The following is an 18,429-nucleotide window of genomic DNA, read 5'->3' as shown; positions in this document are numbered from 1 at the left end:
TGGTTCCAAAAATCATAATTAAAGCAGACTTCAACAGTGATGCTGCTTAATTTTATTCTGCCAAAAAAATACATTCTCCTTTTTAGACAATACCTCTTTTTATTCAGAAACACAAGGTGTCGCACCTGAATGATTGAATATACTGGATGCTATAATTTCGACACACGGAGCATTATAACCAGACTCTGTTCTAGTTAAAGTGTATGTTTGTTTAACTCCATTACCATCAATATAAATTACATAATCAGTACCTGAATGACCAAGCGGATGCACCGCTTGATACCAATACGATTTTGTTGGAATTGGCGTAGGGTTTGGTGATGGCGTTGGTGTAGCTCCAGAACCTATTTTAATAACTCCCGTTATAGGAGTACAGGCTGGGAGTACTGTTGTGAAAGTCTCAAAAGGAGTTACACAGCCTTTATCATCTTTAACGTTCAATATTATTCGATATCTTCCTGCAGCAGTAAAGGATTGTGTTGGTATAGCAGTTGTAGCTCTAGCTAATTCTGTAGTATTGTCTAAATTATAAAAAATCCAATCGTAAGTTACATTTGTTGCAGCTGTTTCTAGAGAGAAACTCGCATTTACATTTGCGTTTAGAACTTGTGGAGTAGATTTTAGGATTCCATCTATAGGAGTACAATCTGTTGGACAAAAATCGATATATCTAACTTCTGATTCTTGGCGACATTCCTTTGGACTAACTGCTGCTGTCGCATTTTTCCCACCATTATCTACCCTACAGGAAATAAAATAATCATTAGCCGATATATATTGACTCAAATCAATAAAAATATCATAATCCAATCTATTCAATATTTCCTCATCAGTTAGATTAGCATAACCAGATATACCCCAATAAAAGTCAAGATGAATATCCGATAATCTATCTGAGGAAAAAGAAAAATCAATTGTTTCCGAATAAGGCCGAGCAGAATTTCCTATATTTTTTGAATAATTATAATTATAAATATTATCCCCTATAACTTTTGTTATATATGGTTTGAGTGCTAAAAACTCAGGAGAAGTTGGACTTGTATTGATTTGCGTATCTGTTTCACCTTTTATAGATCTTATAAGAAGACTTTTTATTAAATTATTCAGTAAAGTTTTAACCTCTGCTGATTTTGGATTCAATTCTGTACAACTATTGCCAATTAGACAACCTACCTCTTTTGTGTAATTTATTTTGCATCCTGTAATAGTATTTGTAGTTTCTAATTCTACTCTATAATAACCAGGAATCGTAAAAACTGAGGAAAATGTGGCATTTGTCCCTGTGAGTATCAATTCCCCGCTAGGATTTAATAAACGCCACTTATAGGTAAGATTCGCACTAAAATCCTGTCCACCGAAAGTAAGATTAAAGTCTTTTGATTCGTTTATTTTTACAAAATAAGTAGCACTTCCATTATATTCCTCTGATGCTCCAATCCAACCTACTTCATTCTCAGTAAAAACACATATATCAACAACTTTATAGTCTCTTATGTAATTTGTAGTACAACCGTTAGGATCCTTGATTTCCAAATTAATTGTATAATCTCCTATTTCAGTTGGTGTCACAGCAAAATTCTCTTCATTACCAGAAAAAACTATACCTCCGTTTAATTTAACTAAATCCCATTTGTAAGTAAAACCAGTAGTAGTATAAGATGAACCACGATTAAGAGAAAGAACTGTTGCAGTATTAACTAAGAGTTTTTCACTATTAGTAGGGTTTCTTATATACCCATCACGATCTGAAATAGGAACGATACAAGGAGTAGCCTCTCTGGTTTTTAAATCTCTTTCAAAAGAAGAACACCCCATAGCGTCTGTAACGCGCAAAGTCACTTTATAATCTCCAGCAATTGTGACTGTAATAGGAAATATGACCTGATTACCAGAAGCAACTAATAAATTATTGAAGTCAAATAAATTCCATTGATAGGATAAACTTGTATTTCCTGACGAACTGTAAAATGACAAATTGGTCACTTTATTAAGTACGACACCTGATATATCACCATAAGGATATGGAGTATTTATACTGCCATTACGGTTTGGGGAATAGGAGTCAACACAATTATTAATCACATTCACCACTTTATCAAACTTCGTTGTACATCCATTAGCCTCGGTAACCTCTAATCTTGCTAAATAACTTCCAGCTACACTATACGATTGTGATGCCACTGCAGTAGTTTGAGCGTCATCTTTTACAGTAGTCCCGCTTGCATCGTTATAGAATGTCCATTTATAAGTTAAACCTGTAGCTGTAGTCTCTAGAGAAAATACAGTACTGGCACTGACAGCTGGACTCTCAGCTGATGCTTTAAGAGTTCCTGTTACTGGAGTGCAATTAATTACCTCTAAATGTATAGGGTTTCTTTCTAAAATTAGATTTCGATTAGCTCCATAATAACCATTTACCGATGGATCTGTTATTTGAGGATTTTTTGATAAACAATAATAGTCGCCAGCATCAAGTGTGGCAGGGTTTGATATCAAAAATCTACGTGAAGTAGCTCCTGAAATAATTTTCCCTAGTGGATAAACACCTTTATACCATTGAAATGTATCATTATTTGTAAATCTATCATCAGTACACATAGTCAAAGTTACAGAGACACCTGAATAAGCTTTTACAGTTACTTCACTATCAATTTTTGCCTGAGGAGCATACTCAAAAAAAGTAGTGAATTTAGATTTAAATGTAGCATAATGATCGGCAAAATCAATGAACCGAAACTTATTATTACTAAATGAAAAATTTGATAAGGATCGTAGTAAAGTTAAATCTGGGAATTTACCTTCTAATAGATTATTATTTATACCAAAATTAGTCATACTTGATAGGTTAACTAATTCCGAAGGAATAGATCCAGTTAATTGGTTATCTGATAATATCAAAAAAGCAATTTTAGACAGTTGTCCCATTTCAGGAGGAATAGTGCCTGTTAACTGATTATTATTTAGATGCAACTTTGTAATATTTACTAATTGTCCAATTTCATTTGGTATACTACCAGTTAATTGGTTTCTCTGAAGGTCTAATTCCGTTAGATTTACTAATTTTCCTATTTGAATGGGTATACCCCCAGATAATTTATTTTGACTTAGTGATAAAGATGTTAAATTTAGTAATTGACATATTTCTATTGGCAAAGGTCCGCTAAGTTGATTCGAATATAAACTTAAAGCTTTTAGTTTCGACAACTGTCCAAGTTGAGAAGGAATACTACCCGATAAATATTGATTATAACCCAAACTAATATTTTCTATATTAGTTAATTGACCAAACTCTAAAGGTATATTTCCACTTAGTTGATTACCATTTAAACCTAAAGATTTAAGACTTATTAATTGACCTAGTTGAGCTGGTATCGAACCAATTAATTTATTATAGCTCAACATTAGTGTCTCTAATTTATTCAATTGACCAACCTCTAAAGGTATATTTCCTGTTAATTGATTGAAATATAAATATAAACTCTTTAAATCAGGTAATTGTCCAATTTGAAATGGAATTTTTCCAGATAGTTGATTATTATCTAGATAAATAAATTGCAATTTACTTAAATTACCAATTTCTGATGGGATTTCATTACTCAAAGTATTATTTCGTATCCCTAAAGAATTCAGTTTTAACAATTGACCTATTTCAACAGGAATACCACCTGTTAAAAAATTAGAAGATAATTGCAAAGAAACTAAATCAGATAATAATCCAATTTCAACAGGCATACTACCCGTTAGCTTGTTATTATTTAAATCGAGCGAAACAAGTTTTGTTAATTGACCAATTTGTGGAGGTATTGTACCCGTTAAATTGTTAGAATAAAAATTAATTTGAGAAACATGTCCATTAGTTACAGAAACCCCAAACCATGTTGACACGTCAGAGCTAGGATTGGTAACATCCCAAACTTTATTATTACCAATAGTATTCGTCCAATTTGCTCCCCCTGTACTATTATAAAAAGCAATAAGTGCATCCCGCTCTGTTTGCGGTATATCAACAAATGCCACTTTTTCAGTATTTGAAACATGCTTTTTATTCATTTTAGCAATTTGCTCAGCTGTAATTTTTTGCAAAATACCATCTTCAATTTTCTTAATCTCTACATACTGCTGAGCCTGCATCACCCGCATCATAGCAATCTCACGAGCGAGGTCTTGGTCTTTTACCCCATGTTCTTTTAGCATAACAGTGGTGCGAGTAACATCAAACCCTATCTCTCTATCATTAAGTTCCTGAGAAAATCCAGCCGTGGTAATAAAAAAACTTATAATACTAAAAACTAATGTATATTTTAATTTCATCTTGGTCTTATTCTTATTTAGTGGTTACTCCTGCTGTGCTGCAGCTAACAACCTGTTTTTTTAGTACTGCTTTTTTGCTCGGTTCTATTTTTAAGCTTTTCCTTCCGGTGTGGGATTGCTTGTTAGAGACACTTACTTCATTGACTTTTAGCTGCGCTTTAAAGTCAAAATGAGAATCCTTCAAACATGCAATGGAGTCATAATCCTCAAAACCATCAGAAGCTAATTCACTGTATTTGGTGTTGGAAGCAACAGCTACTGGGAAGCGATTGTTGTACCCATACAAAGCAGACGAATAGCGGTTCAAAGCATCCTTATTTTCTACCTCTTGCCCGTAAGGATTGTATTGGGTAACTTGAGAAGCAAACGTCCATCGTTTATAATTATCAACCGTAATTCCCCATTTGCCTCCCGTAAGTATATAAAATGGCGCAAAATCGGCAAAATATCCTGTTTTACGAGGTGTCGGATCAACAGTGTAGTTTCTTCCTGTTAKGTATGCATAGGACTTATTGGCTCTCCAGTTCCCTAGTATGTTATAGAGATACGGGTTATAGGAACGTGCGATAATATCCTCCTGCTCGTCCAGACTGTTGTCTTTTTCGTATTCAAATTGCAGTTTACCATCTTTTCCAAAAAACATTCTAGGCAAATTACATTCGCATTGTGAAGGCCACATATCATTATATTCTATCGCAGAAGCATTCACGATTCTATCGCTTGCAGAAGTAGAAAAGAAAGGATTCCCTCCTATATTTTCTTTTACTTTGGTTATTTTATTATTGGCATCATAATCATATAAAGGATTTCGCATAGAAGTTACGCTCGCCATAGAAGCCATTTGCATGTTGCGGTGTCCAGAACGAATAACTTTTATTGTTCCTGTATTAATACTATTCCACTTAACCAGTAATCCATCTTTGTCCAACAACTGGAAATTTGATTCTTTTACTTTTACAACCCACGCTTTAAATGCATTTTTGGTTCTGCCATCAGCCCCAATTCCGCTTATATACACTTCGTCTCCATCGATCAAATAATCAGAAGCCTTGTAGATTCCAGTAAATTGATATTGATTGTTTCCCGTTTTGGCAACAGCCCACTCCAAACCACTGTTCTTAGCTGCCTGACTCATTCCATCATAGCTCCAATAAGCAGGGAAATTAAAATTAAAGTATTTGTCATTGTATTCATTCACCGTTTCGGTCAACAATACATCACCCGTTTCAGCATCCCAAGCCAGGTTTTTGGTAGATACTTTTGATCCCAGATCATAAGCTATTTTCTCCGAAAGAATGCCTGAAGTGTGAATAACCTTTGTGGTCACTGCAGTACGTATCTCACTTTCGTCACTAGAATAACTTGGTAAGGGTATAGGAATTACCACAATTATAAAAGTAAAAGGTAAAATTGCAGTATTATAATGGATTCCGAGAGTAGAACTATTGGACTTACAATCTCTAAAATCATTAATCACATCATAGTCAACACCTACCAATTTAGACTCTATAACGCCTTTAGAATTTACAGTTTGTATAGTATTGTTTAACAATCCATTGTTTTTACTTTCTGTGTTAGAAATCTTATTATAATTATAGACAACTCCAGATATTGCATCTTTTTGTCCTTCACCATACACCCATTGGTTTTTCATTTTACCATCCATATCATTGGTATGAATAGAAAATCCTTGTGAATATGTCAAATTACTTTTTACCTTTAATTTTAAAAAATTAGACAAAGCACTAGATTGTTTAAAACCTCCAGACAAAATTGTTCTATCAACAATCGTTGGAAAATCATCCGCCGTATAAAATTCGGTCACAACTGTACCTGTCGCATGTTTTTTTATAATTAATGGATTTGTAGCATTTTCAACATTATTTCTTGGTAAATTACTAACTGTTACCCTACTATAAGTGATTTTTGGTGAAGGAAAAAACGATTCCCCAAACGGTTCCTCCACATAATTATCATTTTCTGGACCTAACAATAAATCTCTTTTCTTTTTTTCATAAAAGGGTTTTACAAAAGGGTTTTCTTTACAACCTAAAGGTTCATAGGTTGCAACTCCTGAAGAATTTTCTGTAGGATTTCCTTCTTTATCAACTGTATTATACGAATACTTTTGTCCATAAAATTGTTTGTAATTGGTATTATTCTCATGACCTGTCATCACATCCCATTGGTCATGAATGCTTATGTCTTTTACTCTACTGCCACCTCCCAGTTTCTTGGAATCTGGTTGCATTAAACGAATCCATGACTTACCGCTTATAAATCTACTGGCAATTCCTGTTTGTTTTAATTTACCATTTGGACTCTTAAAAATATCGAGTAAAGTAGGTAACCAACCAACCATTTGAACAACAATTCCTTTTAAATTATTAGTATCTTCTTGGTTGTCCATACTATAAACAAGTCTGTTTAAATTATGCCTTCCAAAATTCCACCCCGCTTTGGATATTGGATTTTCTTCTGCTTTACCATTAAAACCATCTTCTTTCGGTACATATTCAAGAGGTATAGCCACATATTGTTTTCCATTTATTTCACTAAAAACATAATCCTCCATTTTTTTATTAATCTTCATATACCCCGTAACATAATCGTATTTATCGGTTCCATCAATCCCTGGCAAAGGATTTGGATTTGTCATATTGAGTAAAAACCTAAAATAAAGAAGATTACCATCATCCCCTATCGTTTTCAAATACTGATCGTAAAAAATGTCTGCAATAGAACGGTTGCTATTAGATGACTTATCTACAATTTTATGATCTAATTCTACATAAACATAATTACCTAATTTTTTTATAACACTATTATTTGCATCACTAATGTTAGCTGCGACAAGTCCATTTTTATCACCACTACCTACAACTTTAAACATTTGCATAGCGTCTTTATTCTGCACCTTTCCATAATCATCCGATTCATAATTTAATTCCATTTGTCCACCCGATGGTAAATGAATGGATTTTAAAAGCCAAGCTGAAGAATATTGATCTGCTTTTACTCTATCTTTTTGGTCTACAAAAGGATATTCTGTATTCGTTAATGCAGCCGTAGTAGCGGAACCTGTTTCAGGATTTACTGGTTTGTAATTTCCCCAAACATCATAAGCCTTCATGTCATAATCAGGATTGAATCCGTAATTAAAAACATAAGGAGTGAATTTCCCCATGTTCGAATTTTTATAGGTAAAATAAACTTTACTAAGAGTTAATTTTCCTTGTTGTCCTTTAAATTCAACATTCTTTCCTTTATTTATATTATTATCAATCCCTTGACATAAACTGTAATTGTATTCAAAATGTGCTACTTTTATTGGAGTAGCTTTATCTCCTTTAGACAAATACTCTGGTTTTGAATACAATGAGATGCTGTCTAGTTTATACATTTTTGAATCGTCTCCTCTTCCCCCATTTTCATCTTTCACACCATAACCATCATTTCTTTCTGAAAGATGAAAAACAGCAATATGGGTTTTGGTGACAATCTTTTTGATGTATAACATCTCTTTTTCACCATATAAATAATTTCCTTTATTGTCTTTTTTACTGGAACGCAATCCTTCATCATAATTAGCAGAATCTTTAACGAAAGGGATTCTCCATTTATAAATATTAGTCTTTGTCTTATTATCATATTCAAACTTGGTATAGGTTCCCAAATCATCATCTGAGGGTCCATCACCTTTTAAATCCTGGTAATCTGATGATAAAACTGAAGTCAATAAATAAGTATGAGCATATGCAGGAGTAGTAACCCTATTGAAATATTGGTCTCCCTCTTGACTATTTTTAATCGAATTATCTTTTTCAGGGTTATATTTCACCAATCCCTTTTTATAATCTACAACAGGTGTACTTCCTACATCAAAAGTTGCTTCTTTTTTTATCGAATTATAAGCGGCTCTGCCATAAATATAGCGTTCGCCGCCTTCTTTTGTGATTCGTATTTCGGCAGTATGATTGTCTTTGGCAAAATCACTAAACTGTGTTTTAAAACCATACTTTTTAGCTTCAGCTTTTGTTAATTTTTCTATAGATTGATTTCTTGACAATCTTTCCTTTCTAACTATCTGGCGTTCATTTGCAATAACCGCTTGATTTGTAGAATAATTTGAATTTGTTTGGGTATCAAATCCACTGCCAACTATACCAAGCTTAATAGGATTATAATTCCCTAATTCTTTATTAAATAAACTTAATTCCTTATCCGTATGAAAACCTCCAATGTTCTTAAAAAAAACTTTTTCATAATCAGGTCTATTATCTTTTCTTTTTTCTTTAAATCGTCCTAGTGCAGGATTAGAGTTTTCCCATAGTTTAGTATAACTTTTACCAATTGTTGCCGTTGCATCAAAGCCATTATGGGATCCGGTTCCGATACCAATCTCAATTCCAAGAGTTCCGCCAGAACTCCCATCAGTTACCTCATTGTCATACACATATCCTACTTGTGATTTATAAGGACGAAACATCCCTGAAACTCCTTGCCCTTGTATGCTGTATATATCATACGTGTTATTTGTAATTGGCAAAGAAGTAGTATTTTTATTGAATGACCTGTCTTTTTCTCTATTAAAATCTAATATATCCGACTTCCCAGCATTATAGGTGTTTTCAAAACCATAGCCTTTTTCTATTTTGTATTTCTCAGAGTCCTTAATTCCTTGGCTAGTCCTAAATCCTGAAAAATTAAAACTCGGTTCAATTCCCCAAATTTGTCCGCCAAATGAAAGGCTAAACATATAATTATTTGAGACCATACCTACCCGCTTTGTTGGAGTAAATGAGGCATCTAAAAAGGATAAAGATCCAGACATGCCAGAAACTCCACTTTTATCTGCTTCCCACTTTGACTTGACGGATCCGCCTGCGTCCTTCTTTTTAACAGTATAAGACAAAGTCATACTTTCAACGCCTTTTCTACTATTGTAACTTACGCCTGTACTAATACCTAAATCGTTATTTCGGGTAGTATTTTTATTGTTCTTATTACTAAAAGACAAAGTAGGAGAAACGGTAACCCCTTCTGCAGCAGAAGATTCAAGATCCATCCCTACTCTTAAACTATTTCCAATCTGAGCACTTAAACCACCATTTACGGCAGCCGTAAAACCATCATAGTTATTATATTTAATCCCCATTCCAATATTAGCTTTTAACTCTTTTAGACCCGTAAAACCAACATAAAAACTCGTATTAGATCCAACGGTCACATTAGGCTTCATGTTATTTTCATAAATCATTTCATCACCATTAAAATCATCCGGTAATCCTCTAAGCTGTCTTGAAATTTGACCCACGTTAAGATCCCATCCCAATCCTACCCATGAAGCTTCTTGATCCATAGATACACCAGAACTATAGGCTAGATTTAAAGGATATCCGCCAACATCCATAATAGGAATATTGTAATTAAAATCGCCACTAGCCAAGTCCACCATATCTGAGGTGCCAATAGGAGTGAATGATTCAAACTCTGGTTGCGAAGGTCCTCCGGTCAGTGCATAAATTTGCATTGGCTGGAATGTTTCTAAAAGAATCATAATCGCTAAATAAATAGCAACTGTTTTTTTAAACTTACTTTTTTTCACTTGTTGAATCATAAGGCTATAGGGGTAAAAGGATCTTTGAATTTAAATTTTAATGTTCCCTTTCTAAAAAGGTAATCATTGTAAATCAATTGTATTTTATCGTTGGGGTCTATTCCTGAAAAGAATAATAGTACTTTTTGAAAAGGAGCGATTTTATAATTACGCTCAAAATTTACACCAGAACAGAGGATTGTATCTTTTTTTGAAGTCACCACATAGAAATCTTTATCAAGGCCAAAAGACATATACTTTACAGCAGCGGTATAATCCATTCCTGTAAAATCTTTGCCTAACAAATCTTTCTCCTCATCTTGCTGGAAGGTAAACTCGATAACACGCTCTCTTTTATTTTCTTCATAAAGGGAATCGATGTGCTGCAGATTTTCAATTCCTTGATCTTTTAATAAAAAATATTGAATGGGAACTTCCGTTGCAGTAAAACCAATATCATCTACCACCTGTGTATAGGAACGGGATTTCCATCCTATTTTTTCAAGGTTGAAATAGTGATCTCTAATTTCGGAATCTTGTTGATTGTTTTTTGGTTCTTTTTTACAAGAGACCAGAAGAAAAATAAATAAAACAAAAAATAACACACTACAAACCTTCATACTTTTTGTTTAAATAGGTAAGAAGATCATTTGTAACATCAATTTTTTCATCTGCAAACAGCACCGTTTGCCTGTTATCAGCACCAACTACTAACTGATAGTTTTTATCTTTGGAAAATTCAGCAGTGTAACTTTTTATTCTTGACCAAATTTTTACCGTTTGCTCAGAAGCAAAAGTTTGATTGAACTGTTCCAATTCTTCTTTTCCTTGAATAAATTGCTGCATCAACTCTTTTTTTTCTGAAACAGTAATTGTAGGAGATTGTAAATTGGAATATAAATTATCTAAAATTGATTTTCTGGAATTAAATTCTTTTTCACCTGCCCTCTTCATTTCTTTGGTCATTATAAAACCATCAAATAATTTTACAGTATCAACATAAACAATTTCTCTACTAGACTTAAAGAAATAGCAAACAAAAAAAATAGTCAACACACTTATTAATAAGCAGTTGACTACAAATAGCGGATTTAATTTATTTTTAAGCACAAATAACTTGTTAATTTTTTAAGTGCAAAAGTAATCTGTTTTTACAATATAACAACTTTTCTTTCATTTAAAAGAGCGTAAAAATGAAAAAATTATTTTTAATATAAACTATCGCAATTATATTCAATATAATCATTAAAAAAACAACAATACTTCAATAAAATAAATTAACAAGAATTTGATTTGTCAAAAAAGTAAGCAAATAGCTCATCTTAAGTGTTTTGAACAATATTATTTTCCAAATTCAAAAAATTATATGGATCCACAAAACAGTTTAGAGACCTTCACAGCACTTTTTAAATTGTGAAAGCTTTATTTGTATACCAAATAAAATGAGTTATTTTCGCCATTCAATTATTTAACTAATGAACCGATTCCTACATTTTATTATAATTTTTATCGTATTTTTTAAAACTTATTCACAAGATTCTGCTCATTGGAAATCAGTAAATAAAGCAACTGATTTTTCTAACCAAAAACTTGGCGATAATTCTGATTTAGACCACAAATTACTTTTTTCTTTGAATGAAATCAGCTTTAAGCAAACATTGAATAATCTTCAACAGAAATCAAACAAAAATGCAGTGACAAAAATTTCAATTCCTAACAGCAATGGATTATTAGAATTGTTTGCTATAAAAGAATCCTCAAATTTCTCACCAGAATTACAAGATGAATTTCCAGATATTCGAGCCTATTCTGGAACTGGAATTACTGATCCGAATGCTTCAATTAGTTTTAGTGTATCTCCTAACGGAATTCAAAGCATGGTTTTAAGAGGTGATAGTTGTTCAGAATTTATCGATCTTTTAGATAAAGACAAATCAATTTATATTCTATCGACTTCAAAAAACAGAAACAAAGGAGATTTGCCTTTGACCTGCAGAACTGCTGATGTTGTATTGAATAGAGAATTAACAAAAAAAACCGGTCAATTGAAGTCAAATACCGGTATTTTTAAAACTATACGTTTAGCGTTATCCTGCACAGGTGAGTACGCAAATTATTTTGGTGGAACTGCAGCTGGTGCTTTAGCAGGAATGAATGCTACAATGACACGGGTAAATGCTGTTTTCAATAAAGATTTATCATTAAAATTAGAAATAATTTCCAATAATAATCTGATCATTTATACCAACGCTTCTACCGATCCGTATTCTGATGAAGCACAAGGATTAAAAACTATTTCTGGCTGCACTGGTGATTGCCCAGGAACTTGGAATAAAGAAGTGCAAAAAACTATTACAGATGTAATTGGAGAGGGAAATTACGATATAGGCCATCTATTTGCTGCTTCCGGAGGCGGAGGGGATGCGGGCTGTATTGGGTGTGTTTGCAGTCCATTAGCAAACACAAACTCAACACCTGTTTTCATTACAGGTAAAGGGAGTGGGTATACTTCACCAGCAGATTCAAAACCAGAAGGAAGCACTTTTGATATTGATTATGTTGCACATGAAATGGGACACCAAATAGGTGCCAATCATATTTTTTCATACGATATTGAAGATACAAATGTAAGTGTTGAACCTGGTAGCGGTTCAACTATTATGGGATATGCGGGAATTACAGATTATAATGTTCAAAGCCATTCAGATAGTTATTTTGGGTATGCTAGCATTTTGCAAATTCAGGAGAATCTAGCAAAAATATCTTGCCCAATAAATACTGTTTTAACAAATCAAACACCAACAATTAATGCTGGTATGGATTACATTATTCCTAAAAGCACGCCTTTTGTTTTGAAAGGAACTGGTTCAGATCCAAATAACAATACCCTGTCTTATTGTTGGGAGCAATATGATTCTGCCACCGATCAAAAAGGTTCTAATAGCATTGCATATCCCACAAAAACCAATGGCCCTCTTTTTAGATCTATCTTACCAAGCAGTTCGCCTAACCGATATATGCCGGCTTTAGATAAAGTTCTTGCAGGTCAATTAACAACAACTTGGGAATCGGTTTCTTCTATAAACAGAACATTAAACTTCACTTTAACAGGAAGAAATAATGCTCCTCTGGGTTTAGCACAAACCAATACTGATGCTATGGCAGTAACAGTAACAGCTAGTGCTGGCCCTTTTACAATAACGTCACAAAACAATCCTGACACCAATTGGACATCTGGTACTGCTGAAACTATAAACTGGACCGTAAACAATACTAATACTTTACCCGGTTCGGCCAGTGTTAATATCAAACTTTCAACCGATGGCGGACTAACTTTCCCCCTAATTTTAGTATCCAATACACCAAATGACGGTTCTGAACAAATCACAGTGCCAAATATTAGCGCAACAGATTGCAGGATTTTAATAGAACCAACAGCAAATATTTATTATGCGGTGAATAGTCAATCTTTTTCAATTACAAATTCAACCGCTTCTTCTTGTAATAAATATACTTTTGCCACACCTTTTTCAATCCCAGAGTCAGAGACATATAGTTCATTAACGATTGATGTGCCATCATCAACAAAAAACATAGCCAATGTTAATCTTGAAATAAAACTAACCCACCCTTATCTTCCTGATATTCAAATAGAATTAATTAACCCTCAGGGAATAGTTGTAAAATTGTTTGACAGTTTTTGCGGAGCTTCAAACAATAAGTTAATTTTAAATTATGACGATTCAGGAACTGCCCTTTCTTGCACTAAAACAACTTTACAGACAGTAATTCCTGCTCAACCACTAGCCGCTTTTAATAACTTTAATCCCGAAGGTAAATGGATATTAAGAGTAAGAGATGCATTTCCCGGAGATAATGGGGTGTTAGAATCTGCGTCATTAACAATCTGCACAAAGTCAAATTCTTTAGCAGGAACAAATTTTGAAATCGATGATTTTAATCTGTATCCAAATCCAAATAAAGGAAGTTTTAATATTCAATTTAACAACACAAGCACAAATGATATAAAAATTTCTATTTATGATTTAGTAGGAAGGCTGATTTTTGATAGAAAATACAAAAGTGAACTAAATTTTAATCAGAATATAGAATTGGGTAAAATTCGAACTGGTATTTATATAGTGAAATTAACTGATGGAGATAAAAAAACTGTGAAAAAATTAATAATTGAATAATGATTGTAATCACTCAAAATTATGATGTCTTAAAATGATAGAAAAAATAAACATTTTTAAAATTAATTGTATTTTATAAAATTAGTTTTAAGATAAATCTAAGTATCCTTTGAAATAAAAATAATTGAAAATAAAATAATATTTAGACTACAATAATTTTTGAAAAATAATTTATAAAATATTACCTTGTGCCCATTATTAAACTTAATCTGCTTTGAAAACAAAACTGTTATTATCTCTACTTTACTTTTTTATTGCGTTATTACTAGTTTCATTTTCAGACCCTTATTCAATAAAACGAATCAGTGATCAAGATTTTAGATATGAATTCTATGTTACTGATAAAACAATAACACCAAAACCTAACAAAGTGTATTATTGGTTTAAAGGTGGTGCAATTCATAGTGCTCAAGGTGGTTCCGGAGGAAATTTACTAAATGATGTGTTTTTAAAAACCTACCATAGTAATCAAATCGCCGAAAAAGGAAACTTCAAAAATGGTCTAAAAATGGGGATTTGGAAAACATGGTATCCCAATGGCTCAATAGAAAGCACTCAAAAATGGAGCAAAGGACTACGAACAGGCAGGTATTACAAATATGATAAAAATGGACTTGTTGCAGAAACTGGTTTTTATAAAAACGACAAAAAACAAGGAAAATGGTATGATTTTGAAAAAAAAGACACTGTTAGCTATAGTCGTGGAATCCCAACTGTAAAAAAACGAAAATTATCGAAATTAGATAAATTAAACTTAAAACTTCAAGAGTTAAAAGACGAACAAAATAAAAAAACAGCAATCAAATCTAAAAAAAACAAAATAGCTGTCGCAAAAAAAGCCGAAAGAGATTTTGTAAAAGCACAAGAATTAGCATTAGAAAATGAAAAAACTAATGCAAGGCTTCGCAGAAAAGAGGCCAAAGAAGCTAAAATTGTTGCAAGAAAGACAGCCAAAGCCAATAAAAAAGCACAAAAAGAAGCAAAAGAAAAGGAAAAAGCTATAGAAATATCAAATAAAGAAGCTAATATAAACTCTGGCGCTACGCCTAAAAAAGAAAATTTCTTTAATCGCTATTATAATAAATTATTTAAAAAGAAAACAAACAAATAAGATATGGTTAAGGCTCACAGTTTACTATATGCCATTTACATTTGCTTGATTGTTTCAATAATTTGCGGAGCTCTGTTATTTTTTTCGAATTTATACGGACAGCTCAATTTATACTATAATCTTCAAGAAGAATTATACATCAATAATCAATCAATAGTTAATCTTGCATTAGAGAATAAAGAGACATTACAAGAACCAATTCAAGATGAAAAATCAGGCATTATAGGAAACTATTCAATAAAATCCTATGGCCTGTTAAATCTTCTGTTAGTAACATCCGAGACAAATAAAGACACAGTTCAGTCAGCACATTTTATTGGACAATATACCAAAGATAAAATAGCATTGTTTTTGACCAATTTTTCTAAATCACTTACTTATACTGGTACAGTAAAATTAATTGGAGACAGATCACTCCCTTCAACTTATATCGAAACTGCTTATATCAACAATAAACCCAATCAACTTATAATTGATGGAAAAAACACTATTTCGGAAAATCAACTTCCAGAGATTAATCCTGATTTTAAGAAAATATTCTACGGAATACGAGCTGAGAAAACAAATTTATCCGATGTAGAAAAGCCAAAAGATTCATTATACTTTAATTCTTTTTTTAATACAACTAAAGAAATCTATCTAAACTCAATTGTTTCGAATGTGATTTTTAAAGGCAATTTTATTTTACGCTCCAAAGATTCCTTGCATATTAAAAAAAATACCGTTTTAGAAGATGTAATATTGATCGCACCAAAAATAACATTTGAATCTGGATTTAAAGGTACAGTTCAAGCATTTGCCTCAGAAAGAATAGAATTAGAACAAAATGTTATATTAAATTACCCTTCTGTCGTATGTATTTATAATAACTCCAGTGATGACAGTAAAATAAAAATAAAAAAAGAGTGCAAAATAACCGGTGCTGTTGTTTTATTTGGCAATACAAACGAAATGATAGACAAAAACAGTATAGAGATAGATGAAGAAGGCTTGTTATTTGGAAACATTTATTGCAGTGGCAAATTATTTTTAAAAAGCAAAGTTTATGGTTCTGTTTATACCAATAAATTATTTTACAAAACAGAATCTGCTTCCTATGACAACATGGTTTCGGATATAGAAATTAATGCTAAAAAATGGCCAGACTATTTTATTTCAATTCCAATATTTGAATCAAAAAATGCATCTCATGGCATCATTAAAAAAGTATTATAGCCTAAAAGCAAATTCTATATTGGAATCAGTCATTGCTTTGACTATTATTTCAATTTGTTTTTATTTCACAATTATGATTTTTGCAACAGTTTTTACACCAAGAACATCTGCAAAATTCTATAATACCCAAAATAAAGTAAATGAATTATTCTTTTTAACACAAATAAAAAATGACTCATTACTAAATGAAAATGAAGAGGAAAATTTATCAGTTGAAGAGGAATACATTAATGAAAACTTAAAAAAAACAACCATCCGTTTTAAAGACAGCACACAGTTTGGGCTTGAAAAAAGTTTTTATATTCAAAATAGTCATGAATAACAAAAAAATGACACCTGCTTTTTCTATAGTAGAGGCTATTGTTGGCATGGCCATAACGGCTATCATAATGAGCATAATCTTTGTCGTTTTTTCTATTGTAACGGAAAGAATGATGGATTATAAAAATCAAAATGAATTAATCTGCGACTTAAATAGGTTAACATATAGTGTCAACAAAGATATTTTTGAAAATGAAAAAATGAATATCATAGACAATGAAATTACATTTAAAAGCTATTCTGGGGAAAACATAAAATACAGTTTTCTGGAAGATTATGCTTTGAGAAATAATGAAATATTTATAGATACATTCAAAATAAAGCTAAATCAAATACATATTGACACAGTGAAAAGTAAATCTGAACAATTTGTTTTTCAAAAATTAAAATTCAATATAGAAATAAATGAAAACAAAATGGACTTGAAATTCTACAAACGCATTTATGCAAATGAATTATTATTAAAAGAAAATAACGAAAAATGAGTCTTGATTTAAGCACATATAAACCTGCAAAATCTGAAAAAAAACCAATTAAAATTGAAAATATTAATCTTCAGTTTTCAAAATCCCTTTCAGACAAACAAAAAGAAGTATTTTACCGGGAGTTGAGTATGCTTTTAAAATCTGGAGTCGATTTTAAAAAAGCATTAGAAATATTAGGCAACCAGTCTTCCAATAAATTTGAAAAAGAAATAATCATTGAATTAAAAAACAAAGTTGTAGAAGGAAGAAGTATCTATGAATCAATAAAAGAAACAAATCAGTTTTCCCCATACGAGTATTACAGCATCCAAATAGGAGAAGAAACTAGAAAACTAGAAGAAGTTTTAGCCGAATTACAAAAATATTTCAACAGAAAAATTCAGATGAAAAGGCAAATCATCTCTGTGTTGACATATCCTGCAATTGTAATGCTGGTTACTTTTTTAGTGCTTTATTTCATGCTCAATAAAGTAGTTCCAATGTTCAGTTCTGTTTTTAGGCAATTTGGAAGTGAATTACCAAAAAGCACTCAGATTATTATAAAGTTATCAAATCATTCAGGAGCAATTTTCACAGTTATATTAGCTGTTATAATTGGGCTGCTAGCCACACATACACTATTAAAAAAAGATCAAAATTACAGAGCATTTACAACAAAAATAATTTTGAGAACTCCATATTTTGGAAATTTAATTCGGAAAATTTATATTTCCCGCTTTTGTCAAGCCATGAATTTACTAATTACTTCTAAAACAACGTTAATAAATTCTTTGACATTGACCGCAAAAATGATAGGCTTTTATCCTATTGAAGTTGCTATTGAGGAAATAAAAGAAGACATAACAAGAGGTGCTTCCTTACATGAGAGTTTAAAAAAGCACAATGTATTCGAGAACAAAATGATTTCTATGGTTGAAGTAGCTGAACAAGTAAATCAGCTTGAAACTATGTTCGAAAGATTAACAGAACAATATAATGAAGAAATTAGCCATCAGACCAAGATGATAGGTGTCATTTTAGAACCTATGATAATTATAGTAATTGGAGTCATTGTGGGGGTTATAATGGTTTCGATGTATGCCCCAATGTTTGACTTAAGTAAAATAATAAATAAATAACAAAAATTTCATTACAATTTGTATTTTTGCCAACATTTAAATTAACAATTTTTAACGAATAAAATAAGATAAA

At 31.9% G+C, this 18,429-nt stretch carries 10 protein-coding genes; 6 read left to right on the top strand and 4 right to left on the bottom strand.

The annotated features are described in order from the left end of the window. Nucleotides 1-99: 99 nt before the first annotated feature. The 4 genes from AC1DVP_RS12110 to AC1DVP_RS12095 are packed head-to-tail and all read right to left on the bottom strand — an operon-like array spanning nucleotide 100 to nucleotide 10,966. A complete protein-coding gene (locus AC1DVP_RS12110; RefSeq protein ID WP_477183730.1) occupies nucleotides 100-4,311 on the bottom strand; it encodes a hypothetical protein in 4,212 nt (1,403 codons plus the stop codon). A 13-nt stretch (nucleotides 4,312-4,324) separates the two neighbouring features. Beyond that, entirely contained in the window at nucleotides 4,325-9,919 is a 5,595-nt protein-coding gene (locus tag AC1DVP_RS12105) for a hypothetical protein (RefSeq protein ID WP_477183729.1), read from the bottom strand. 8 nt (nucleotides 9,920-9,927) lie between these two features. Continuing rightward, a complete protein-coding gene (locus tag AC1DVP_RS12100) occupies nucleotides 9,928-10,530 on the bottom strand; it encodes a hypothetical protein (RefSeq protein WP_477183728.1) in 603 nt (200 codons plus the stop codon). Next, nucleotides 10,517-10,966, bottom strand: a complete 450-nt coding sequence (locus AC1DVP_RS12095) for an OmpH/Skp family outer membrane protein (protein WP_477183760.1) — start codon at nucleotides 10,964-10,966, stop codon at nucleotides 10,517-10,519. Before AC1DVP_RS12095 ends, AC1DVP_RS12100 begins: the two co-directional genes overlap by 14 nt. 419 nt (nucleotides 10,967-11,385) lie before the next feature. Between AC1DVP_RS12095 and AC1DVP_RS12090 the strand changes: the two genes are divergently transcribed. The 6 genes from AC1DVP_RS12090 (at nucleotide 11,386) to AC1DVP_RS12065 (ending at nucleotide 18,356) form a co-directional block, all read left to right on the top strand. Next, a complete protein-coding gene (locus AC1DVP_RS12090) occupies nucleotides 11,386-14,106 on the top strand; it encodes a zinc-dependent metalloprotease (protein ID WP_477183727.1) in 2,721 nt (906 codons plus the stop codon). Nucleotides 14,107-14,320: 214 nt separating this feature from the next. After that, nucleotides 14,321-15,217, top strand: a complete 897-nt coding sequence (locus AC1DVP_RS12085; protein WP_477183726.1) for a toxin-antitoxin system YwqK family antitoxin — start codon at nucleotides 14,321-14,323, stop codon at nucleotides 15,215-15,217. Between the two features lie 3 nt (nucleotides 15,218-15,220). Continuing rightward, the gene (locus tag AC1DVP_RS12080; RefSeq protein ID WP_477183725.1) at nucleotides 15,221-16,432 is read left to right on the top strand and encodes a hypothetical protein; all 1,212 of its coding nucleotides are present in this window, start codon (nucleotides 15,221-15,223) and stop codon (nucleotides 16,430-16,432) included. Further along, complete coding sequence (locus AC1DVP_RS12075; RefSeq protein ID WP_477183724.1) at nucleotides 16,407-16,754, top strand: hypothetical protein; 348 nt, start codon at nucleotides 16,407-16,409, stop codon at nucleotides 16,752-16,754. Before AC1DVP_RS12080 ends, AC1DVP_RS12075 begins: the two co-directional genes overlap by 26 nt. Next, nucleotides 16,747-17,238 (top strand): PulJ/GspJ family protein, encoded by a 492-nt coding sequence (locus AC1DVP_RS12070; protein ID WP_477183723.1) that lies wholly within the window; start codon nucleotides 16,747-16,749, stop codon nucleotides 17,236-17,238. The genes AC1DVP_RS12075 and AC1DVP_RS12070 overlap by 8 nt, the downstream gene beginning before the upstream one ends. Continuing rightward, nucleotides 17,235-18,356: a type II secretion system F family protein gene (locus AC1DVP_RS12065; RefSeq protein WP_477183722.1), complete on the top strand. Its 1,122-nt coding sequence runs from the start codon at nucleotides 17,235-17,237 to the stop codon at nucleotides 18,354-18,356. Before AC1DVP_RS12070 ends, AC1DVP_RS12065 begins: the two co-directional genes overlap by 4 nt. Nucleotides 18,357-18,429: the final 73 nt, after the last annotated feature.

Source organism: Flavobacterium sp. P3_A6 (assembly GCF_056403035.1).
Note: the sequence above shows the minus strand (reverse complement) of the source record. Positions and strands in the feature narration are given on the sequence as shown.